The organism is Amycolatopsis sulphurea (genome assembly GCF_002564045.1).
Taxonomy (GTDB): Bacteria; Actinomycetota; Actinomycetes; order Mycobacteriales; family Pseudonocardiaceae; genus Amycolatopsis; species Amycolatopsis sulphurea.
The window spans coordinates 647,392-669,621 of record NZ_PDJK01000001.1 but is presented as its reverse complement, the minus strand read 5'-3'; the positions used below and the strand labels follow the sequence as shown (position 1 = coordinate 669,621).

Here is a 22,230-nt window from a genome sequence, read left to right as displayed (position 1 = left end):
CCGCAGGGTCCCTCGGCAGCTCACGGCCGTGGGATGTTGCGCAGGTTGGACTTCGCCAGGGTCAGCATCTTGCCCACCCCGCCGCCGAGGACCGTCTTGCTCGCGGCGAGGGCGAAACCGCGGACCTGCGCGGCGGTGATGCTCGGCGGGATGGACAGGGCGTTCGGGTCGGTGACCACGTCGAGCAGCGCCGGGCCGTCGCAGGCGAGGATTTCGCGGATCCCGTCGCGGACGTCGGCCGGATCCTCGATCCGGCGGGCGTGCAGGCCGGCCGCGCGGGCGAGGGCGGCGAAGTCCACCCGGTCGTGGTCGGTGCCGAACTCCGGCAGGCCGTCCACGAGCATCTCCAGCTTCACCATGCCGAGCGAGGAGTTGTTGAACACCACGACTTTCACCGGCAGGCCGTGGGTCTTGAGGGTGAGCAGCTCGCCCAGCAGCATGGCCAGGCCGCCGTCGCCGCACATCGCGATCACCTGGCGGCCGGGGGCGGCCGACTGCGCGCCGATCGCGTGGGGCAGCGCGTTGGCCATGCTGCCGTGCACGAACGAACCGAGGATCCGCCGGTGCCCATTCGGGGAGACGTACCGGGCCGCCCAGACGTTGCACATCCCGGTGTCCACAGTGAACACCGCGTCGGCGGCGGCCTCCTCGTCGAGCACGTCGGCGACGTACTCCGGGTGCAGCGGCACGTGCTGCGAAACGTCCGTGGTGTAGGCGTCGACCACCCGCTGCAGGCTGCGTTCGTGCTTGCGCAGCATGTCGTGCAGGAACGAGCGGTCCTCGCGGCCGCGCAGTTTCGGCAGCACCGCGCGGATGGTGGCGCCGACGTCGCCCTGCACGCCGAACTCCAGCACCGTGCGGCGGCCGATCCGCGCCGCGTCGATGTCCACCTGCACGGTGTTGCGCTGCGGCAGGAACGTGTCGTACGGGAAATCGGTGCCCAGTAACAGGACCAGGTCCGCCTCGTGCATCGCCTGGTAGCAGGCGCCGTACCCGAGCAGCCCGCTCATGCCCACGTCGAACGGATTGTCGTACTGCACGAACTCCTTGCCCCGCAACGAATGCCCGACCGGAGCGCCGACCGTGCCCGCCAGCGCGAGAACGTCCGCATGCGCGTCGCGGCAGCCCGCGCCGGCCATGATCATCACCTTCTCCGCGCGGTCGATCCGCTCGGCCAGGCGGGCCACGTCGTCTTCGGCGGGCAGCATCGCGGGCGGGCTGCCGAGCGAGGCCGACTCGCCGGTGGCGTGCGCGGCCGTTTCGTGGGAGACGTCGCCGGGCAGCACGAGCACGGCGGCGCCCCGGCGGCCCACCGCGTTCTGCACGGCGATCCGCGCGAGCCGCGGCATCTGCTCGGGCGTGCTGACCAGCTCGCAGTAGTAGGAGCATTCCGCGAACAGGTGCTGCGGACGGGTTTCCTGGAAGAAGCCGGTGCCGATCTGGGCGGCCGGGATGTGCGAGGCGATCGCGAGCACCGGCGCTCCCGAGCGGTGCGCGTCGTAGACGCCTTGCAGCAGATGCAGATTGCCCGGCCCACAGCTGCCCGCGCACACCGCGAGCCGCCCGGTGAGCTGGGCCTCGGCCGCGGCGGCGAACGCGCCGGCCTCCTCGTTGCGCACGTGCACCCAGTCGATCCCGCCGCGGGCCGGCCCGCCCGAGCGGCGCACCGCGTCGACCACCGGATTGAGGCTGTCGCCCACCACGCCGTAGATACGGCGCACGCCGGATTGCCGGAGTACGTCGATCAGCTGCTCGGCCACCGTCGCCATGCCGGGTTTCCCTTCGCAGGCTCCTCCGGCAGTCTGGCATCGATTCCGGGAATCCGCCGCGCCATTGACAATAATTCCTGTCAATGGCAGCGTACCGGGCGAGCCGAACGGAGGGCACACGATGGCGCACGAGTTCGAGACCGCCAAGGAGGTCCGGCTGCCCGCCTCGCCGGAGGCGGTGTGGCAGGCGGTGGCGAGCGGGCCGGGCATCGATTCCTGGTTCATGGGCAGGCACGAGGTGGACGCCGCGGCGAAGCGGATCCGGTTCCGGCTCGGCGAGCTGCGGTCCGAGGCCGAGATCACGGCCTGGGAGCCACCCCACCGGTTCGCCTACCGCGAGGCGCCCGGCGAGGACGGTTCCTTCGACGCGTTCGAGTACCTCATCGAAGCGGCCGAGGGCGGCACTTCGGTGCTGCGGTTCGTGCATCGTGGTTTCAGCGCCGCCGACTGGGGTGACGAGTACTACGAGGCGTTCTCGCTCGGCTGGGACATGTACCTGCACACTCTGGGCGAGCTGCTGCGGTACTTCCCGGGCCGTTTCGCCACGTACGTGACCGCCGACGGCCCAGCCTCCGCCGCCGTCCCCGAGGCGTGGCCGAAGCTGCTCTCCGCGCTCGGGCTGCCGCCCGAACCTGTTGCCGGACAACAGATCTGCTGCCGGCTGGCGGGATTACCCGCACTCGAAGGCGTGCTGGACTACACCACTGCGCGCTACCTCGGCATCCGCACGCCGGACGCGTTGTACCGATTCCACGAACGGTCCGGCCTCGGCCTGCCGATCGCGATCGGGCATCACCTGTTCGAGTCCGACGTGGACGATGCGGCGGAAAGCGCGAAGTGGCGTGAGTGGCTCGTGAACGCACTCTGACCGGTCAACCGCGGCGCACCAGCAACGTGACCCCGGCCGCCGCCACGACCACTCCGGCGGCGAGATTGCCGAGAAGAGCCGCGGACGACGCAGCTGTCTCGTCGCCGTAGCGCAAGACCAGCGGGGAGACCGCGGCCCACGCGCCGAGCACCGGCAGCACCCAGATCAGCGGCCGCGGCCGCACCGCCGCCAGGAGCACGACGGCCAGCCCGGCCACGGTGTTGCTCACCGCCAGCTCCGCGGCGCCGCCGAAGCGGATCAGCCACGGCGCGGCGATCAGATACAGCCCGGCCAGCAGGGCGAGCCCCGCCGCGGCCGCAGTGACCGCGCCGGTCCGGGACGCGGTACCGGATCCATCGGACATCTCGGATCACCTCAGCAGGAATCGGCTTCCCTGGTGGGATACCCGCTCCGGCCCGCGATTACTAATCCGGCCAAAAGCAGGCCGACCCCCACCCGGCACGTAACCGTTGCTCCGAAGCCATGAGGCCGTGACTGTGGTCGGATTGGTAATGATCGGCACAGTACGCCGGGATCCGTTCCCCGCGCTCACGCCCCGGCCGCCGCGCACGCCTCCCGCAACCGCGGCCGCACCGGAACGGCCGCACCGACCCCGGACACCGCGAACGCCCGCAGCACCAGCGATCCCGTCGCGACCACGGAGAGTGCCGGACGGGACCGGCGAGCCTCCTCCAATGCCCGCAATCCGGCACAACTGAGGTAACCCACCCGGGTAAGGTCGACGACCAGCTTCTCCCCCGCCCCGCACGCGTCGGACAGCACCGCGCGGAAGTACCCGACCGAGGCCAGATCGATCTCCCCCGCGGCGGTCACCAGCACCACGTCACCGTCCCGGACGGTGGTGAGGAGGGTGAGACCGTTCGCCCCGCGGCAGGAAGCCATCCATACGACGGTACCCGCCCCCGGGGGCCGGTCAAGGGTTCCGGCGGGGCAGGTCACCGAGATGGACGCGTGCGGTGCGCGATACCGGCACCGGATCGTGCGGTGCGGGTGACTCACGACGGATCGTTCGGGTGGTCCGGATCGTGCGGTGCGGGTGGCTCACGACGGATCGTTCGGGTGGTGCAGCTTCGGGGACGGGTCGTTCGGGTGGGGCGCGAGGCGTGGCATGCCGCATGGGCCCCTGTGGCAGCTTCGCCGGGGTCATTCGGACATGAGCGAAGCAATGCCGCGTCGCGCTGATGAGACCGCGCCCGCAAAAGAGGCCGCCGCGTCGCTTGACGCCTGCGCACGCCCTCCCTGTTTCGTCGAGCCTGTTCAAGCGTGCCCGCGAGCCGCATCAGCGACCCGACCGCGCAGCCGACCCCCGTGCCCTGCAAGGGCAGCACGCACCCGCCCGCGCGAGAAAGCCCCCGTTTACAACCGGCTACGCCGCCAATCACGCCCACGCATCCGACCGAACCCGCGCAAACTGTTCCACCGCAAGCCATTCAGGCCCCCGGTGGGAACGGCCTTACCCCACACAGGTGAAGCCAAGCATCGACACCGTCACCCTGCGAACCCGCCCCGCGCCCATCGACCTACGCGGCGCAGTACGCAATCCGGACCTGTCACAGGCGCCCCGGCCACGCCACCGCTCAACCCCGCACAGAGCCCCAGGGTGTCGGCAAAGTCGGTGTGAGGGGACCTGCGCAGACCGCGGAGGTCCGTGAAGGGGCCCTTCACAGACTCAGAGTCCGTGAAGGGCCCCTTCACAGACCCGAGACAGGTCCGGCACACACCACCAGGTGATCGCACACCTCGAACACCTCCGCTTCGCCCCGCGGCCGGGCGCAATCGACGACGAAGACAGTCGCCGTCGATGGATGACGCGGCAGCCACGGCCCACTCTGCTGATCACGAGTCCTCGACCGACTTTGCCGGGACCCCGCACAGAGCCCCCACCGCGCCGGCGCTCACCACTGGGCGAGCAGCTTGTCCCGCAACTCCGGCGCATCGGCCAGGCCATCACGCAGAGCGACCTCCCGCCGTGACCGCAGGCTCTCGTGCGGTGCCTCCGCCCAGTCCAGCGGGCCGTGCGGCGGCCGCGGGTCGTACTCGATGGCGAATTGCACCCCCCGGGCCGCGGCCGGGCCCGCGATCCGTTCAACCAGGTGCAGGGCGAGGTCGATGCCGGCCGACACACCGGCGGCGGTGATCACCGGGCCGTCCTCCACCCACCGCTGCGCGACCGGCTCCGCACCGAAGGCCCGCAGCAGATCCCGGAACAGCCAGTGCGTGGTGGCTTTCCGTCCCTCCAGCAGGCCCGCCTCGCCGAGCAGCAGCGAACCGGTGCACACCGAGGTCATCAGCGCGGCCCCGGCCGCGGCGTGCCGGAGGTAGGCGATCAGCGTGGTGTCGGACAGCGCGCGCAGCGTGGGCGCGGCCCCGCCGGGCACGAGCACCCAGTCCGGATCCGGGACCTCGGCGAAAGTATGGCTCGGCGCGACGCGCAGCGGGGTGTCCGTACCCAGCGCCTCCCGGGTCTCGCCCACGACCACGACCCGCACCGACGGATCGGTGGCCGCGTGGTGGTTGAGCACCTGAAGCGGGCCGACCAGATCCAGCACGGTGAAGCCCGGGTACACGACGAAGGCGAAGGTCTTTTCGGTCATCTCCCCACCATCCCGCCGCACGCCGGGTGCCGCCCGGCCGATGTCCGGAATCCTGCGAACCCTGTCTTCCGGACGGGCGGGGCTGCTACCGTACCGGACATGCCGGGCGCCCCGCGGCAGGTCGTGCTCATCGGGTACGCCGACGCCGAACTGCTGGACATCGCCTGCGTCGCGGACGTGCTCGACGCGGCCAACCGGCTCGGCGCGGGCCGGCCGTACCGCGTCCGTCTGGCCACTGTGGACGGACAGCCGTTCCCCTGCCAGTCCGGACTCACCCTCACCCCGCACGCGCGGCTCGACCAGATCCGCGGCGAACTCGACACGCTCGTGGTCGCGGGCGGCACCGGGCACCGGGCGGCCGCCGCGGACCAGCGGCTGCTCGAACACGTCCGGCGGCTGTCCCAGCGGAGCCGGCGGACCGCGTCGGTGTGCACCGGATCCGGCGTGCTCGCCGCGGCCGGGCTGCTCAGCGGGCGCCGCGCGACCACGCACTGGGCCCACGCCACGGAGCTGGCCGCGCGGTACCCGGCCGTGTCGGTGGACCCGGTCCCGCTCTTCGTGCGGCACGGCGATACCTACACCTCGGCCGGCGTGACCAGCGGGCTCGACCTCACGCTCGCCTTCGTCGAGGAGGACAACGGCCCGGCCCTCGCCCGCGAAGCCGCCCGCACCCTGGTGACCTACCTGCAGCGGCCGGGAAACCAGGCCCAGGTGAGCATGTTCCTGTCCGGGCCGCCGCCGGAGCACCGGCAGGTCCGCGACCTCACCGCCTACGTAGCCGAGCATCTCGCCGGGGACCTCGGCACGCCCGTGCTCGCGCGGCAGGCGGGCATCAGTGCCCGGCAGCTCACCCGGCTGTTCGACGCCCATCTCGGGACCACGCCCGGGAAATACGTCCGCACCGTGCGCGCCGAGCACGCGGCCCGCCTGCTGTCCGGCACCGACCTCCCCCTCACCGCCATCGCCCGGCGCTGCGGCTTCGGATCGACCGAAACCCTGCGACAGGCCTTCCTCGACCACTTCGACACCCCGCCCTCGGCTTACCGGCGGGTGCACGTGCGCACCGCGTACGTGTGAGCGAAACGCCGGATCCGCCCGGCTCCTCCCCCACCCGGTACCGGTGAACCCGCCGCCGGGAGGGCAGGATGTGCGCCGTGGCACCGCGCGACTACCCCGACGACGACCCCGGCCCCGCACACCGGGACCCCGGCCCGCGCGCCCGGCCGGTGCCCCCGGACGACCCGCGCCGAGCCCGGCGTCCCCGCACCGGCGGACCGGAACGCCCTGCCCCGCCGCGACGACCGGGTCCGGCCGAACCTCCGGGATGGCCCGGCGCGGACTCCAGCGGACAGTGGCATGGGGCCGATGCCGATGCCGGACGGCCTGGCGGTGACCCGACCGGCGCACCCCGGCCCGGCCCCGAACAGCCGCGCAGACAGCGACCCGGTGCCGAACCGACCGGCGCAAGGCGGACCGGCAGCGACCCCACCGGTGCGCGGCAGGGCACCGACCCGGCAGGCGCGCAGTGGCACGCGGCACGACCCGAGGACGATCCGGCCCGTTCGTTGCGGTCCGGTGCCGACCCGTCTGGCCGGCCACGACACGAACCCGGTCCCTTTCGTCCTGAACGGCCCGGCGCGCCACACCGTACCCGCGCCGGGCACACCGCGGACGGAACCGGCCGTGCGCGCCGTCCGGGCGACGAAAGTGTTCCGGCGGAGGGCGAGTCACCCCGGCGCCCGGTCCGCCGCGACGGGGACACCCCGCACCCGGCCGCGCCTCGCCGGGCCACCGGCGAGCATCCGGCGCCCGGCCCCCCGCGGGCCGGACAGCCACCCGGGGACGACCGGAGCCCGGCCGGACCGTCCGAAGTGGACACTTCGGGATCCGGTCCGCACCCGCCGATCCGCCGGGCACGCACCGGACCGGGCACCCGGAACCGGCCGGACCGCCACGACGGGCCGGACCACCGGCACGGGCGGGCCGACGACCACGACACCGGCAACGACCATGGTCCGGACCACGGCCACCCACCCGACAACGCCCCCGCCGTCACCCATGGACATGGACACGGCCACGGCCCGGCCGCCCCCGCGTCGAAACGGGTCCGCACCCTGCTCATCTGGCTGCTGGCCCCGCTCGCCGTCGCGACCGTCGTCGCGATGATCGTGCTCTATCCCTGGGGAAAAGCGCTGCCGTCGAGCGCCGTCACGCAGGGCACGCCGGTGGCGGCGAGCATCGTCACCGCCGCGTCCGGGCCGTGCCTGCAGCCCGGTCAGGTGCAGGTCGGCTCGCAGCCCGCACCGGGCGACAAGCCCTGCCTGACCGTGCAGCTGCGGATGACCGACGGCCCGGCGACGGGCAAGTCCCTGCAGCTGACCGTGCCGATCGAGCCGAGCACCCCGCGGTTCTCCGCCGGAGACGACGTGGTGCTCGCCTACAACGGCGGCAACGCGCTGGATCCCCAGTCGTTCCAGCTGGTCGACTTCCAGCGGAGCACCCCGCTGGTGCTGCTGGCCGCGCTCTTCGCGGTGGCGGTGCTCGTGCTGGGCCGCTGGCAGGGCCTGGCCGCGCTGGTCGCGCTGGGGCTGAGCTTCGTGGTGATCGTGCTGTTCGTGCTGCCCGCGATCCTCGCCGGGGAAAGCCCGCCGCTGGTCGCGATCGCCGGGGCGGGCGCGATCATGTTCCTGGCGCTGTACCTGACGCACGGGCTGTCCGCGAGAACCTCCGTGGCGGTACTCGGCACGCTGGTCAGCCTGGCCCTGATCGGCGTGCTGTCGGCGATCTTCTCCGCGGCCGCCTCGCTCACCGGCCTCGACGACGCCACGACCACCCTGATCGGCTCGCTCGGCCACGGCATCGACGCCCGCGGTCTCCTGCTCGCCGGGATCGTGATCGGCGCGCTGGGCGTGCTCGACGACGTGACGATCACGCAGACGAGCGCGGTGTGGGAACTGCGCCGTGCCAACCCGTCGCTCGGCTGGCGCGAGCTGTACGGCGCGGGCCTGCGCATCGGCCGTGACCACGTGGGTTCGGCGGTCAACACGCTCGTGATGGCCTACGCCGGCGCCGCGCTGCCGGTGATGCTGTACTCCGCGATCTCCGGCGTCGGGCTGGGTTCGCTGCTCACCAGCGAGGACATCGCCTCGGAGATCATCCGCACGCTGGCCGGTTCGGTGGGCATCGTCGCGGCGGTCCCGGTGACCACGGTGCTGGCCGCGCTGATCGCCTCCCGCGAGCCGATGGACCACCTCATCAGCACCACCAAACGCGCTGCGCCACCGCAGTAACACCGGCTCCGCCCCGGTCCCGCCCGGCCTCCGCGGGTGCGGTACGAAGTGCCCGACGCCGCACTCGAGGGTCCCGGCAAAGTTGGTCGAAGGGCCTGTGGCCAGCGGAGTGCCGCGGCTGCCGCGTCATCATCGGCGGTGCCTGCCATCGTCGTCGATTTCGCCCGGCAGCGGGCGAAGCGGAGGTGTTCGAGATGCGCGACCACCTCGTGGTGTGCGCCGGACCCGTCTCGGGTCTGTGAAGGGGCCCTTCACAGACTCAGAGTCCGTGAAGGGCCCCTCCACGGACCTTCACAGACCTCCACGGTCTGCCCAGGGCCCCTCACACCGACTTTGCCGACACCCCGACGCCGCACTCGAGGAGGGGCCGTGTTCACAGCCGTCCTGGCCGGACCCCGGGTCACCGTGCACCTCGTCCGCCGTCTCTTCGCGGCGGTGCTGGAGGCCGCCGAATCGGTGCCGCGCATCGCCACCGCCCTCGACAACGTCCGCGCCACGCTCCGCCAGCTGGAACGGCTACTCACCTACGTCGCCGGGGAACTGCCGGAACTGTCCGACCAGCTCGACCGCATCCGCGCCCGGGTGGACGGCCTCGAAGAACAGGCACCGCAGCGCACCGAGCCCGCCCGGCCCTGAGGGACGGCCGGGATCAGTCCAGCGTGGCCACGAACCGGCTCACGGCCTCCATCGGGAAGCGCTGCAGGTAACGGCCGGACGGGGCGGCCGAGGCGAACTGGTACAGCGGACGTTCCGCGACCGCGTCACCCCGGGCTTCCGCACGGAGTTCGGCCACCAGCAGCTCGGAGAAGACCAGCCCGTTGGCCTCGGTGTTGTTCAGCAGGGCGTCCGCGAGCCGGCGCAGGACCAGCGGGCCGAGTTCCCGTCCGCCGGTGCCGGCGAACGCGGCCACGTCCAGCTTCACCGAGCGGCGGCGGTGACCGGCGTGCACCAGCAGGCCCACCGTGCGGGTGCCGCGGACGTCGGTGACCACCACCTCCACCCGCGGCACGGTCATCAGGTCCACCCGCCGCACGCCCCACGTCCGGACCACCAATTCGGTGCCCTCCAGCCAAATCCGCCGGCGGAAGGCGAACAGCACCACGTACACCAGCGGCAGCCCGATCACCCCCGCGGTCACCAGCCCGGGCACCCGGCCGCCGATCAGCCCGGCGAGCCCGCCGAACGCGGCCGCCACCATCAGCACGCCGACGATCCCCGACCACAGCCGGCGGCGGCGCCCCTTCGGGTCCTGCTCGAACAACGGCGTGCGCTCCGGCGAGGGCACGCTTTCCCCGCCGCTCACCGCGCCGCGCCGGGCAGGTGCGGGTTGCCGGCGCGTTCTCGCCCGAGCGTCGTGGCCGGGCCGTGGCCGGGCAGCACGACGGTGTTGTCGGCCAAGGTGAGCAAGGTGCGCAACGATTTCTCCAGGTCGGCGCCGGAGTCGCGGGTACGCCCGATCGACCCGGCGAACAGCGTGTCCCCCGTGAGCACCAGCCTGCCACCTTCGTCCGTTTCGACGGTGAACGCCACCGACCCGGGCGTGTGCCCCGGCAGCGGCAGCACCCCGACGGTCAGGCCCGCGACGCTCAATGGTCCTTCGGCGAGCGGTTCCCACGGCCCCTCGTAGCCCTCGGCATCCGCCGGGTGCAGCCCCAGCGGCACGCCGTAGCGCTCCGACGCGGCCGTCGCCCCGCCGACGTGGTCCGGATGCCCGTGCGTGGCCAGCAGCGCGGCGGGCGTCAGGCCGTGCTCGGCCAACGCGGCAGCGAGCGGCTCGGCCGCGCCCTCCCCCGGATCCACCACGACGCACGGACCTCCCGACACACGCGCCAGGAGATAACAGTTCGACTGCAGCGGGCCTACGGAGAATCCGGCGACGAGCACGAAATATCCTCCGGCGAAGTCGTCCCGAGCACGATCACGAAGAGACTAGCCGCCCCTGTACAGAGTCCTCACAGGCCGTGGCAATACACTGCCGCTACCTCAGACGTGTGACTCCGAGCGGAAACTGGAGGGCGGGTGGCGACCAACCAGCAGCGCCGCGAGGCCGCGAAGCGCAAACTCGAGCGGCAGCTCGTGCGCCGGGCCGAGCGAGCGAAGCGGCGCAAGATCGTGGGCGCTGGAGTGGTCGGCGGTGTGGTGCTCATCGTCGCCGGTCTGGTCGTGTGGATCGTGAACAGCGGGGGCAGCGGCGATCAGGCCGCCGCCACCCCGCCGTCGAGCTCGAACCCGCCGATGCCGACGGTCAAGAACATCCCGGCCGAGCGGGCTGCGATGCCGGCCCGGCCCAAGGCGCTGCCGAACCCGACGACGTGCTCCTACCCGGAGGACAAGACCGGCCAGGCGCCGGCGAAGAAGCCGCCGGTGCCCGACGGCAAGAACGTGTCCTCCAGCGGCACCGTCACGGTCACCATGAAGACCACCCAGGGCGACATCCCGATAACCCTGGACCGCGCGCTCGCGCCGTGCACCGTGCAGAGCTTCGTGAGCCTGGCCAAGGCCGGTTTCTACACCGACACGATCTGCCACCGCCTCGGCGTGGACGACCAGCTGCAGATGCTGCAGTGCGGCGACCCGAACGCGAAGGGCGACGTCAGCCAGGACGGCCGCGGCGGCCCCGGCTACACGGTGCCGGACGAGGTCGTCGACACCACGAAGTACGGCCGCGGCCTGCTCGCGATGGCCAACACCGGCCAGCCGAACAGCGGCGGCAGCCAGTTCTTCATGCTCTACGGCAACGCGCAGCTGCAGCCGCAATACACCGTCTTCGGCAGCATCGCCGACTCCGGGCTGCAGGTGCTGGACAAGATCGCGAAGGCCGGCCTCGGCTCGGTCGGCCAGGACGGCGTCACCGGCGAGCCGAAGGAACCCGTCAAGTTCACCTCGGTCACCGTCTCCTGACCGCTCCCGACCCCGAAGGCTGTGAAGGGCCCCTTCACAGCCTTCGGGGTCGCGGGTGGGCGGCGTGCGGACTCCGGGCGTGACGGCGGCAGCGCGGGGTCAGTCGGTGAACTCGGGCGTGCGCCGGGCCAGGAACGCGTCCACGCCCTCCGCGTAGTCCGCGCCGTGCAGAACGGACAGCCGGAGGTCCTCGGTCTCCTGGTCCGGTTCCGTCTGGCCGGCCACGATCTTCTCGATGATCCGGTTCATCCCGCGCACCGAGCCCTGCGAACGCGAACAGAGCGTCTCGACGAACCGCGCCGTGGCGGCTTCCAGCTCCGCGGCCGGGAACACGTCGTGCACCAGACCGATCTCGCGGGCGCGCGCGGCGCCCACCAGTTCTCCGGACAGCAGCAGGTATTTCGCGTGCGCCGGGCCGACCAGCGAGACCAGCAGCCGGGTGGAGGCGAAGTGGTAGACGATACCCAGCCGCGCCGGGGTGATGCCGAACCGGGCGTCGCCGGCGGCGAAACGGAAATCGCACGCCACCGAGAGCTGGCAGCCGCCGCCGATGCAGTTGCCCTGGATCATCGCCACGGACGGCTTCCGCATGCCGGTCAGGGCGGCCACCGCGGCGTCGACGGCCCGGTCGTAGGTCGTGACGGCCTCGGCGGTGGCACGCAGCGTGCGGAACTCGCCGATGTCCGCCCCGGCGGAGAAGTGCGGCCCCTCGCCGGTCAGCAGGAGCACCTTCAGCTCCGGATCCGCCTCGACCCGCGCGACGACGTCCGGGATCGCCGACCAGATCTCGTGCGTGATGGCGTTCATCTTCGCCGGCCTGCGGAAGGTGAGCCTGCCGATCGCGCCGTCGGAGGTGAAGGAGAAACCGTCGGTCATGGCCAGCACCCTAGCCGGAACCGGCCCCCGGTCAGGACGCGGAAGTGACCCGGTACACGTCGTAGACGCCTTCCACCCCGCGCACCACCTTCAGCACGTGCCCGAGGTGCTTCGGATCGCCCATCTCGAAGGAGAACCGGCTCACCGCGACCCGGTCGCGCGAGGTGGTGACCGAGGCGGAGAGGATGTTGACCTTCTCGTCCGCGAGCACCTTCGTCACGTCCGAGAGCAGCCGGTGCCGGTCCAGCGCCTCGACCTGGATCGCGACCAGGAACACCGAGGACGAGGACGGCGCCCACTCCACCTCGACCAGCCGCTCGGGCTGGGCGCGCAGATCGCCGGCGTTGGTGCAGTCGGTGCGGTGCACGCTCACCCCGCCGCCGCGGGTCACGAACCCGAGGATCTCGTCGCCCGGCACCGGCGTGCAGCAACGCGCCAGCTTCGCCCAGATGTCCCCCGCGCCCTTGACGATCACGCCCACGTCGTTGGAGCCGCGGCGGCGCGTGACGGTGGACGGCGTGGCCCGCTCGGCCAGCTCCTCCTCCGCCTCGTCCACCCCGCCGAGCAGCGCGACCAGCCGCTGCACGACGTGCTTGGCGCTGGTGTGCCCCTCGCCGACGGCCGCGTACAGCGAGGAGATGTCGCCGTGGCGCAGCTCCTTGGCCACCGAGCCCATCGACTCCGCCGACACCAGCCGCTGGATCGGCAGGCCGACCTTGCGGATCTCCTTGGTGATCGCTTCCTTGCCGGCGTCGATCGCCTCGTCGCGGCGTTCCTTGGCGAACCACTGCCGGACCTTCGCCCGCGCCTTCGGCGACCCGGCGAACTGCAGCCAGTCCCGGCTCGGCCCGGCAGTGTCCGCCTTGGACGTGAAGATCTCCACGACCTCGCCGTTCTCGAGCTTGCGCTCCAGCGCGACGAGCCGCCCGTTCACCCGGGCGCCGATGCAGCGGTGCCCGACCTCGGTGTGCACCGCGTAGGCGAAGTCCACCGGCGTGGACTCGGCGGGCAGCGTGATCACGTCACCCTTGGGCGTGAACACGAAGATCTCCCGCGCGCCGAGTTCGTAGCGCAGCGACTCCAGGAAATCGCCCGGATCGGCCGCCTCCCGCTGCCAGTCGAGCAGCTGGCGCATCCAGGCGATCTCGTCCAGCTCCATGCCGCCGCCGTTGGTGGCGTGTGTGCCCTTGGTCTCCTTGTACCGCCAGTGCGCAGCGATGCCGTACTCCGCGGTGCGGTGCATCTCGTAGGTGCGGATCTGCACTTCCAGCGGTTTGCCGTCCGGGCCGATCACGGTGGTGTGCAAGGACTGGTACACGCCGAACCGCGGCTGCGCGATGTAGTCCTTGAACCGGCCGGGCACCGGCTGCCACAGCGCGTGCACCACCCCCATCGCGGCGTAGCAGTCCCGCACGTCCTCGACCAGGATCCGCACGCCCACCAGATCGTGGATGTCGTCGAGATCGCGGCCGCGGACGATCATCTTCTGGTGGATCGAGTAGTAGTGCTTGGGCCGCCCCTCGACCTTCGCGGTGACCCGCGAGGACACCAGGTTCGCGGTCAGATCCGCGATCACCTTGCGCAGGTAGGTGTCCCGCGACGGCGCACGGTCGGCGACCAGCCGCACGATCTCGTCGTACTTCTTCGGCTGCAGGATGGCGAACGCGAGATCCTCCAGCTCCCACTTCACCGTCGCCATGCCGAGCCGGTGCGCGAGCGGGGCGAGCACCTCCAGCGTCTCGCGGGCCTTGCGGGCCTGCTTCTCCGGCGGCAGGAACCGCATGGTGCGCATGTTGTGCAGCCGGTCGGCCAGCTTGATGACGAGCACCCGGGGGTCCTTCGCCATCGCGATCACCATCTTGCGGATGGTCTCCGCCTCCGCCGAGGTGCCGAGCTTCATCTTGTCCAGCTTGGTGACCCCGTCGACCAGCTCGCCGACCTTGTCGCCGAAATCGGCCTTCAGCTGCTCCAGCGAGTACCCGGTGTCCTCCACCGTGTCATGCAGCAGCGCGGCCACCAGCGTGGTGGTGTCCATGCCGAGTTCGGCGAGGATGGTGGCCACCGCGAGCGGATGCGTGATGTACGGGTCGCCGGACTTGCGCCGCTGGTCACGGTGCAGCTCCTCGGCCACGTCGTAGGCCCGTTGCAGCAGCGCGAGATCCGCGTTGGGGTGCAGCTCCCGGTGGCACACTGCGAGCGGTTCGAGCACCTGCTTGACCGGGGCCGCGCGCTGCGCGGTGATGCGCCGGGCCAGCCGCGCCCGCACCCGGCGGGTGGCCGAGGGAGTGGGTGCCGCACCGTTGCCCCGTGGCGGCTGCGCGCCGGAGCCCTTCCCGGGACCGGCGTCCTTCCCGGCCGCCGAGCCTTTGCCCGCGCCCTGGTTCTTCCCGGGGGCCGCGCTCTTCGGGGAGCCCGGATTCTGCCCGGACACGGAGTTCTTCCCGGAGACTGGGTTCTTCCCGGAGACCGAGCCCTTGGCGGGCACATCGGCGTCGAGCTCCTGGCTCACCCGCACCTCCTGCTGCTCGTGCGGCTTCTGAACCTCCAGCGTAACCTCTGCGCCTCCGCTACCCCCCGGCGACGCCCCGTTCCCGGGTGAGCCGGACCACTCCGCCCCCGAAGCTGTGAAGGACCCCTTCACGGATCCAGAGCCCAGGGTTCCGGCAAAGTTGGTCGGGGACCCGGCAGCGGGCGATGCGGAGGTGTGTGCGACCACCTCGTGGCGTGCACCGGACCGGTTTCGGGTCCGTGAAGGGACCCTTCACAGCCCTTACAGGTCAGACCGACCGCAGCGCGTGCACGGAACGGCCGCCGAGTGCCGCCCGGCCGCCCAGCGCGGCGAGTTCCAGCACCACCGACACGCCGGTCACCGTGGCCCCGGCGTCCTCCAGCAGCTCGCCGACGGCCGCGGCCGTGCCGCCGGTGGCGAGCACGTCGTCGAGCACCGCGATCCGCTGCCCGGCGCGCACCACCCCGGCCGGCAGCTCGACGCTCGCGGTGCCGTACTCCAGCGCGTAGTCCACCCGCCCGGCCACTGCGGGCAGCTTGCCCGGCTTGCGCACGAGCACCACACCGAGGCCTCGCGAGTAGCCCACCGCCGCGGCGAGCAGGAATCCCCGGGCCTCCACCCCGGCGACCAGCTCGGCCTCCGGCGCCAATGTGGCGGCGAGGCCGTCGGTCACCGCGGCGAACCCGGCGCCGTCGGAGAACAACGGGCTCAGGTCGCGGAACAGCACCCCCGGCCCGGGGAAGTCCGGCACCTCGGCGATCAGGTCGAGGGCCGCGTCGAGCCGCATCCGCTCAGCGCTTCTTCCGGGGCGCGGACGACCGCGGCTTCGCCTTCGGGATGCGCGCGGGCACCCCGGCCGCCGCCGCGTACGCCTTCTCCTTGCGCAGCTCCGTGGCCAGCTGGTCGTCGTCGCCCGCGTCGAAGTCCGCGCCCTCGCGGGAGGCGGCCTTCGCCCGGCGCGCCCGGACCCGTTCGGCCTGCTGCTTGTACCGCGGATCGCGCATCTTGAAGTCCACCAGCAACGGGGTGGCCAGCGCGACCGAGGACAGCACACCGACCAGCGTCCCGGTCAGCTGCACCAGCGCCAGGTCCTGCAGGGTGCCCGAGCCGAGCAGGATGTACCCGACGACGAGCAGCCCGAGGATCGGCAGCAGCGCGATGAACGCGGTGTTGAACGAGCGCATCAGCGTCTGGTTCAGCGCCAGGTTGGCCGCCTCGGCGTAGGTGCGGCGGCTGAGCCCGAGCAGCCCGCGGCTGTTCTCCCGGACCTTGTCGAACACCACCACCGTGTCGTAGAGCGAGAACCCGAGAATGGTCAGCAGGCCGATCACCGTGGCCGGGGTGACCTCGAAACCGACCAGCGAGTACACGCCCGCGGTGACCACGATGTCGTGCAGCAGCGAGATCAGCGCCGCCAGCGCCATCCTGGTGTCGAAGTAGATCGCCAGGAAGATCACCACGGCGACCAGGAACACGCCGAGCGCGATCAGGGCCTGCCGGGAGATCTCCCCGCCCCAGGACGAGCTCACCGCGCTGTCGCTGATCGCCGCCACGCTCGGCTGGCCGTTGCCGCCCTGCGGCGCGAGGTCGGTGAACAGCTGCTGCTTGACCTTCGCCACCGAAGCGGCGTCGAGGGTCTCGGTGCGCAGCTGGAAGGTCGAGGCCGAGCCCGCGCCGACCTGCTGGGTCTCCGCGGGCTGCTCGCCGAGCGCCTTCTGGAACGACTCGATGACCTGCGATTTGGTGATCTCGCCGTGCGCGCCGTGCGCGGGCAGCTGCAGCTGCGTGCCACCCTCGAACTCGATGCCGAATTGGAAGCCGCGGAAGACCATCGAGCCGATACAGGCCAGCAGCAGCACCACGAAGAACAGGTACCAGCGCTTGCGGGCGCCGATGATGTCCAGCGCGCCGGTGCCGACGTAGAGCCGGTGGAAGAAGCTCTCCTTCTTCCCCTCCGTGCCCGCCGGGGCGGGGGTGTCCTGCTCGCCGGGCACGCCTGCCGGGGTACCGGCGTCCGGGGTGGGGTCTTCGGTAGCCACGTCAGGCCTCCTTCGGGTTCGTGCGGCCGGCCGCCCGGCGCGTGGCCTTGCGTTGCGCGCTGAGCCGCTGCACGGAACCGAGGCCGAGGTTCCGCGTGTTCGACAGGAACGTGGATTTCGAGGTGGACACGATCGCCACCAGCGGATGCGTGACCAGGTAGACCACCACCAGATCGAGCACCGTGGACATGCCGAGGGTGAAGGCGAAGCCCTGCACGTCGCCGACGGCGATGAGGTAGAGGATCGCCGCGGCGAGGAAGCTGACCGCGTCCGAGGCGAGGATCGTGCGCCGGGCCCGGGTCCAGCCGCGCGGGACCGCGGAGCGGAAGGTGCGGCCCTCCCGGATCTCGTCCTTGATCCGTTCGAAGTAGATCACGAACGAGTCCGCGGTGATGCCGATCGCGATGATCAGGCCGGCCACCCCGGCCAGGTCCAGCGTGTAGCCGATCCACCGGCCCAGCAGCACCAGCGTCGCGTACACCAGCAGCCCGGACATGGCCAGCGACCAGATTGTCAGGATGCCCAGCAACCGGTAGTAGAACAGGCAGTAGACGAACACCACGAACAGGCCGATCGCGCCGGCGATCAGCCCGGCCTGCAGGGAGGCCAGCCCCAGCGTCGCGGACACCGTGGTGGCGTCGGAGGAGTCGAACGACAGCGGCAGCGAACCGTACTTGAGGATGTCCGCCAGGTTCTTCGCGTCGGACTGGTTGAACTGGCCGGTGATCTGGGTCTGGCCGCCGAGGATCGCGCCCTGGATGGTCGGCGCGGACACCACGTCGGTGTCGAGCACGAACGCGGCCTGCTTGCCCACGTGCGAGGAAGTGAAGTCACCCCAGGTCTTACTGCCGCCGGCCTTGAAATTCAGGTCGACCATCCACTGACCCTTGGTCTGGTCGTAGCCCGAGTTGGCGTCGGAGATCTCCGTGCCGGGCAGGAACTCCGGGCCGAGCACGTATTTGGTCGTGTCCTTGTCCCCGCAGGCGACCAGCGGCTGGTTCGGCAGGTCGTTGCCCTCCAGCGGGTCGGGCTCGTTCGGCGCGCAGACCAGCGCGGACAGCGCGGCCTGCTGGGCGGCCTGGGCCTTGGCCTGGTCGGCGGAGGTCAGGTCGGGGTTCTGCCGCAGCTTCCTGGCCTGCTCGACCGGGGTCTGCCCGCCCGTGCCCGCCGCCGAGGAGGACGGCGGTGCCGAGGGCGTGCTGCCCGGGGGCTGCTGCGCGGGGGCGCCCGCGGCGCCACCGCCGCCCGGCTTGGCCGGGCTGCTGCTCGGCGCGGTCGAGCTACCCGGCTGGCCCGGGGCGGCCGGCTTGCCTTGCTGGGGTGCCGCCGGCGCGTTGGGCACCGAGGTGATCACCTGGCGGAAGCCCAGCTTCGCGGTCCGGCCGAGGTTCTTCGCCTCGTCGCCCTGCTCGCCCGGCACCGTGATGACGACGTTGCTGCCGTCGAGCACCACGTTCGTGCCGCCCACGCCGATGCCGTTGACCCGGGTCTCGATGATCTGCCGGGCCTGGTTCAGCTGGTCGCGGCTGGGCTGGCCGCCGTCCGGGGTGCGCGCGGTGAGCGTGACCCGGGTACCGCCCTGCAGGTCGATGCCGAGCTTCGGAGTGGGCTTGCCGTCGCCGGTGAAGAACACCAGGGCGTACAGCGCGACCACGATCAGGGCGAAGAAGGCGAGATAGCGTCCCGGGCGGAGATGCCCGGCCGATGGTGCCACGGTACTTCGGTCTCCTCGGACTGGGGGTGAACCCCGACAGGTGCGGTCGGCGAGCCGGGAAGCGATGTCTTCCCGGACGCGGCGGGCATGACCGTGACGACGGACACGCACGCAGCACCGAGACCCTACTCGGTGCTGCGTGAGCCCGGCGTTCGCCCTGCGACGCGGCCGGCCGCGGGCGGCTCAGTGCCCCGCTGAGCGGGAGGTCACTTCTTCTCGTGCTCCAGCGGCGGCGCCAGCTGTGCGCCCGACCTCTCGGCCTCCACGGTGATGGTCTCCTGCGCGGGGGCCTCCGAGGGGGTCGAGGAGATCTCCGAGACGGCCGTCTCGGTGCTCTCCTCGGCCTCGTCGGTCTCGACGACCGGGGCGACCTTCTCGCGCACCGCCAGCCGCAGCCAGGTGGTCACCACACCGGGGGCGATCTCGAGATCGATCGTGGTGTCCCCGGTCGCGTCGGCCACCGTGGCGTAGAGGCCCGAGGTCGTCATCACGCGGTCGCCGGGGGCCAGGGTGTTCTGCAGATCCTGCTGGGCGGCCTGCTGCTTCTTCTGCTTGCGGGTACCCATGATGAGCGGCACGGCCACCACGAGCAGCAGCAGCAACGGCAGCAGTAAACTATTCATGACTCTCCATTCGACGGACGCCGCCGGCCGAGGGCCGCGCCCGGTTTTGACGGATGTGCTGGGTTCGAGTGTGCCAGGTGCTCGCGAGAACGCCAGCACCCACCGTCGGTTCGCACCTCATCAGCCCTGGTCGAACAGCGTCGGGCCGCTCTGATCCGGACGCCCGGGCGGCGGCACCAGGCCGAGGTGCTCCCACGCGGCCGGGGTCGCCACCCGGCCCCGCGGCGTGCGGGCGAGCATACCCGCGCGCACCAGGTACGGTTCGCACACCTCCTCCACCGTGCCCGCCTCCTCGCCGACGGCCACCGCGAGCGTGGAGACGCCCACCGGCCCCCCGCCGAACGAGCGGGTCAGCGCGCCGAGCACGGCCCGGTCCAGCCGGTCGAGCCCCAGCTCGTCCACGTCGTAGACCTTCAGCGCGGCCCGCGCCACCTCGCGGGTGACGGAGCCGTCCGCGCGTACCTCGGCGTAGTCGCGGACCCGGCGCAGCAGCCGGTTGGCGATCCGCGGGGTGCCCCGCGAGCGGCCGGCGATCTCCGCGCAGCCGTCGCGGTCGATCCCGATGCCGAGAATGGTCGCCGCCCGCCGGACCACCAGCTCCAGCTCGGCATCGGAGTAGAACTCCATCTGGCCGGTGAACCCGAACCGGTCGCGCAGCGGCCCGGTCAGCGAGCCGGACCGGGTGGTGGCGCCGACCAGCGTGAACGGCGCGATCTCCAGCGGGATGCTGGTCGCACCCGGGCCTTTGCCGACCACCACGTCGACGCGGAAGTCCTCCATCGCGAGGTAGAGCATCTCCTCGGCGGGCCGGGCGATCCGGTGGATCTCGTCGATGAACAGCACGTCGCCCGGGGCCAGGTTGGACAGCATCGCGGCCAGGTCGCCGGCCCGTTCCAAGGCGGGCCCCGAGGTGATCCGGATGGCCGCACCGAGTTCGGCGGCCACGATCATCGCCATGCTCGTCTTGCCCAGTCCGGGCGGGCCGGACAGCAGCACGTGGTCCGGCGGCACCCCACGCCGCCGGGCGCTCTCCAGCACCAATTCCAGCTGCTCGCGCACGCGGGGCTGGCCGACGAACTCGTCCAGGCGGCGCGGGCGCAGCGTGGTCTCCAGATCGCCCTCGCCGGTCTGCGCGAGCGCGGACAGCGTCTCGTCGGCGGTCTCGTACCCGGTCTCATAGCCGGTCTCGTGGCCGCCGGTCCCGAACTCGGTCACCTCGTGGTCCATCGGCTACTGCTTACGGCCGAGCACGGCGAGCGCGGCACGCAGCACCGAGGAGGTGGTGTGCCCCTCCCCTTCGCCGAGCACCCGGTCGACGGCCTGTTCCGCCTGCTTGGCCGGGAAGCCGAGGCCGGACAGCGCCTCCACCACCTCGCCGCGCAACGCCCCTGGCGCAGCGACGACCGGGACGTCCCCCGTCCCGCCGAGCGCGGTGACCTTGTCGCGCAGCTCCAGGCTGAGCCGTTCGGCGCCCTTGCGGCCGATGCCGGGCACCTGCGTGAGCACGGTGATGTTCCCTTCGACCAGCGCCGCCCGCAGCTTGTCCGGTTCCAGCACGGCGAGCGTGGCCAGCGCGAGCCGCGGCCCGATCCCGGAGACGGTCTGCAGCAGGCCGAACAGCTCCCGCGCGTCCTCCTCCGCGAACCCGAAGAGGGTCAACGAGTCTTCCCGCACGACCAGCGCGGTGTGCAGCCGCGCCTGCTCGCCGCGGCGCAGCGTGGCCAGCGTCGCCGGGGTGGCCTGCACGGCGAGGCCGACCCCGCCGACCTCGACCACCACGTGGTCGAGCCCGACGGACAGCACTTCGCCGCGTACCGAGGAGATCATCGTGGTGCTCCTGTTTCGTCCTGCTTCTTCGGGGGGCCGGGTCGGCGCGGAGGGGTTTCGGTCTGGTGCATCGAGGTATCAGGCTGCTGACCTGGAGGCTCGGTCGACGCCGGAGGCGCGGCCTGGAGCTTCGAGGTGTCCGGCTGCTGGTCCAGGGGCGGCGCAGCCTGGAGCTTCGAAGCCCTCGCCTGCGGGGCCGGAGGCCGGGTCTTTCTCTGCGGTGGCTCGGTCTGGTGCATCGACGACCCGGCTTGCGGATCCGGCGACCCGGGCTCCTGCTGTGGGAGTCCCGCCTGCGACCGAAGAGGCTCACCAGACTGCTGCTGAGATCTGCCCCTGGGTTTCTCGGCCCCGGCCTCCCGCCGCAGAGATTCCCCAAGTTCCTGCCGAAATCCACCCCGGGGTTCCTCAGCCCCGGCCTCCGGCTGCAGAGACTCGCCGAGCTCCTGCCGAGATCCAACCTCCGGCCTCGTCCCGTCGGCTTCCCGCGACGGGAGCTCGGCCCGCCGAGGCCGCGCCCCGATCTCCCGCGGCAATCCGGCCTGTGGCTTGGCGATTCCGGCCCGTGGCGCAGAACCGGCCCGATGCTTGAGGGACCCGTTCGGCGGCTTCGCCGCTCCGGTCTGTCTGGCCGCCGCGGCCAGCCGGGCCTTGTGCCCGCGGGCCAGTTCGGCCGCGCGCCGCTCGGCTTCGGCGAGCCGGACCCGCATCGGTTCCCGCCAGAGGTGGCAGATGGCCAGCGCGAGCGCGTCCGCCGCGTCCGCCGGTTGGGGTTTGACCTCGAGTCCGAGCAGGCGCATCACCATCGCGGTGACCTGGGCCTTGTCCGCCCGTCCGGATCCGGTGACCGCGGCCTTGACCTCGCTCGGGGTGTGGAACACGACCGGCAGCCCGCGCCGGGCGGCGGCCAGCGCGACCACGCCGCCCGCCTGCGCGGTACCCATCGCGGTGCGCACGTTGTGCTGGGCGAACACCCGTTCCACGGCCACCGCCGCCGGGCGGTACCGGTCGAGCCAGCGCTCCACCTCGTCGGCGACGCCGAGCAGCCGCTGCGCGAGGTCGGTACCGGCGGGCGTGCGCACCACCCCGACCGCGACCGGGCGCACGGACCGGCCCTTGCCGCCGTCGACGATCCCCAGGCCGCACCTGGTCAGTCCGGGGTCGACCCCGAGCACCCGCACCCGTTCTCCTTCACCCGC

The 22,230-nt window shown here is 72.0% G+C and carries 19 protein-coding genes and 1 pseudogene; 5 read left to right on the top strand and 15 right to left on the bottom strand.

Translation table 11 applies throughout. The features are described from left to right. Positions 1-20: 20 nt before the first annotated feature. Positions 21-1,769, bottom strand: a complete 1,749-nt coding sequence (locus ATK36_RS03075) for a pyruvate dehydrogenase (RefSeq protein WP_098509723.1) — start codon at positions 1,767-1,769, stop codon at positions 21-23. Between the two features lie 121 nt (positions 1,770-1,890). On the opposite strand from ATK36_RS03075, the gene ATK36_RS03070 reads away from it, so the two are divergent. Then, positions 1,891-2,637: an SRPBCC family protein gene (locus ATK36_RS03070; protein WP_098509722.1), complete on the top strand. Its 747-nt coding sequence runs from the start codon at positions 1,891-1,893 to the stop codon at positions 2,635-2,637. Positions 2,638-2,641: 4 nt separating this feature from the next. On the opposite strand, the gene ATK36_RS03065 is transcribed toward ATK36_RS03070, so the two are convergent. The 3 genes from ATK36_RS03065 to ATK36_RS03055 all read right to left on the bottom strand — a co-directional run bounded on the left by ATK36_RS03065 (position 2,642) and on the right by ATK36_RS03055 (position 5,252). After that, positions 2,642-3,001, bottom strand: a complete 360-nt coding sequence (locus ATK36_RS03065; RefSeq protein WP_098509721.1) for an SPW repeat domain-containing protein — start codon at positions 2,999-3,001, stop codon at positions 2,642-2,644. Between the two features lie 185 nt (positions 3,002-3,186). Next, positions 3,187-3,540 carry an STAS domain-containing protein gene (locus ATK36_RS03060; protein WP_098509720.1) on the bottom strand — a complete coding sequence of 118 codons (354 nt, stop codon included), beginning with the start codon at positions 3,538-3,540 and terminating at the stop codon, positions 3,187-3,189. A 1,013-nt stretch (positions 3,541-4,553) separates the two neighbouring features. Continuing rightward, complete coding sequence (locus tag ATK36_RS03055) at positions 4,554-5,252, bottom strand: DJ-1/PfpI family protein (RefSeq protein WP_098509719.1); 699 nt, start codon at positions 5,250-5,252, stop codon at positions 4,554-4,556. Between the two features lie 99 nt (positions 5,253-5,351). Here ATK36_RS03055 and ATK36_RS03050 point away from each other — a divergent pair, with 99 nt between their 5' ends. The 3 genes from ATK36_RS03050 (at position 5,352) to ATK36_RS03040 (ending at position 9,178) form a co-directional block, all read left to right on the top strand. Next, on the top strand, positions 5,352-6,329 hold the full coding sequence (locus ATK36_RS03050) for a GlxA family transcriptional regulator (protein ID WP_098509718.1): 978 nt from the start codon (positions 5,352-5,354) through the stop codon (positions 6,327-6,329). A 794-nt stretch (positions 6,330-7,123) separates the two neighbouring features. Beyond that, on the top strand, positions 7,124-8,542 hold the full coding sequence (locus ATK36_RS03045) for a YibE/F family protein (RefSeq protein ID WP_245914240.1): 1,419 nt from the start codon (positions 7,124-7,126) through the stop codon (positions 8,540-8,542). Between the two features lie 369 nt (positions 8,543-8,911). Then, positions 8,912-9,178 (top strand): hypothetical protein, encoded by a 267-nt coding sequence (locus tag ATK36_RS03040; protein WP_098509717.1) that lies wholly within the window; start codon positions 8,912-8,914, stop codon positions 9,176-9,178. Positions 9,179-9,191: 13 nt separating this feature from the next. On the opposite strand, the gene ATK36_RS03035 is transcribed toward ATK36_RS03040, so the two are convergent. Together ATK36_RS03035 and ATK36_RS03030 are read right to left on the bottom strand one after the other, a co-directional pair. Further along, positions 9,192-9,845, bottom strand: a complete 654-nt coding sequence (locus ATK36_RS03035) for a hypothetical protein (RefSeq protein WP_211291766.1) — start codon at positions 9,843-9,845, stop codon at positions 9,192-9,194. Further along, positions 9,842-10,426, bottom strand: coding sequence for an MBL fold metallo-hydrolase (locus ATK36_RS03030; RefSeq protein WP_098509715.1), 585 nt, complete (start codon positions 10,424-10,426; stop codon positions 9,842-9,844). The genes ATK36_RS03035 and ATK36_RS03030 overlap by 4 nt, the downstream gene beginning before the upstream one ends. Before the next feature lie 135 nt (positions 10,427-10,561). Here ATK36_RS03030 and ATK36_RS03025 point away from each other — a divergent pair, with 135 nt between their 5' ends. Beyond that, positions 10,562-11,443: a peptidylprolyl isomerase gene (locus ATK36_RS03025; RefSeq protein ID WP_098509714.1), complete on the top strand. Its 882-nt coding sequence runs from the start codon at positions 10,562-10,564 to the stop codon at positions 11,441-11,443. Between the two features lie 99 nt (positions 11,444-11,542). Here the strand turns inward: ATK36_RS03025 and ATK36_RS03020 are convergent, their stop codons facing one another. The 9 genes and pseudogenes from ATK36_RS03020 to ruvC all read right to left on the bottom strand — a co-directional run. Then, the gene (locus ATK36_RS03020; protein ID WP_098509713.1) at positions 11,543-12,319 is read right to left on the bottom strand and encodes an enoyl-CoA hydratase/isomerase family protein; all 777 of its coding nucleotides are present in this window, start codon (positions 12,317-12,319) and stop codon (positions 11,543-11,545) included. Between the two features lie 31 nt (positions 12,320-12,350). Further along, positions 12,351-14,750, bottom strand: coding sequence for a RelA/SpoT family protein (locus tag ATK36_RS03015; RefSeq protein ID WP_211291807.1), 2,400 nt, complete (start codon positions 14,748-14,750; stop codon positions 12,351-12,353). Positions 14,751-15,096: 346 nt separating this feature from the next. After that, positions 15,097-15,615 (bottom strand): adenine phosphoribosyltransferase, encoded by a 519-nt coding sequence (locus ATK36_RS03010; protein ID WP_098509712.1) that lies wholly within the window; start codon positions 15,613-15,615, stop codon positions 15,097-15,099. A gap of 4 nt (positions 15,616-15,619) precedes the next feature. Then, a complete protein-coding gene (gene secF, locus ATK36_RS03005; protein WP_098510298.1) occupies positions 15,620-16,822 on the bottom strand; it encodes a protein translocase subunit SecF in 1,203 nt (400 codons plus the stop codon). Positions 16,823-16,868: 46 nt separating this feature from the next. Then, entirely contained in the window at positions 16,869-18,581 is a 1,713-nt protein-coding gene (secD, locus tag ATK36_RS03000; protein ID WP_098509711.1) for a protein translocase subunit SecD, read from the bottom strand. A gap of 206 nt (positions 18,582-18,787) precedes the next feature. Next, positions 18,788-19,204 carry a preprotein translocase subunit YajC gene (gene yajC, locus ATK36_RS02995; protein ID WP_098509710.1) on the bottom strand — a complete coding sequence of 139 codons (417 nt, stop codon included), beginning with the start codon at positions 19,202-19,204 and terminating at the stop codon, positions 18,788-18,790. A gap of 120 nt (positions 19,205-19,324) precedes the next feature. Further along, the gene (gene ruvB / locus ATK36_RS02990; RefSeq protein ID WP_245914237.1) at positions 19,325-20,431 is read right to left on the bottom strand and encodes a Holliday junction branch migration DNA helicase RuvB; all 1,107 of its coding nucleotides are present in this window, start codon (positions 20,429-20,431) and stop codon (positions 19,325-19,327) included. A 3-nt stretch (positions 20,432-20,434) separates the two neighbouring features. After that, entirely contained in the window at positions 20,435-21,031 is a 597-nt protein-coding gene (ruvA, locus tag ATK36_RS02985; protein ID WP_098509709.1) for a Holliday junction branch migration protein RuvA, read from the bottom strand. 614 nt (positions 21,032-21,645) lie between these two features. Next, positions 21,646-22,212: pseudogene (gene ruvC, locus ATK36_RS02980) on the bottom strand (crossover junction endodeoxyribonuclease RuvC); the annotation flags it as partial. Positions 22,213-22,230 lie beyond the last annotated feature (18 nt).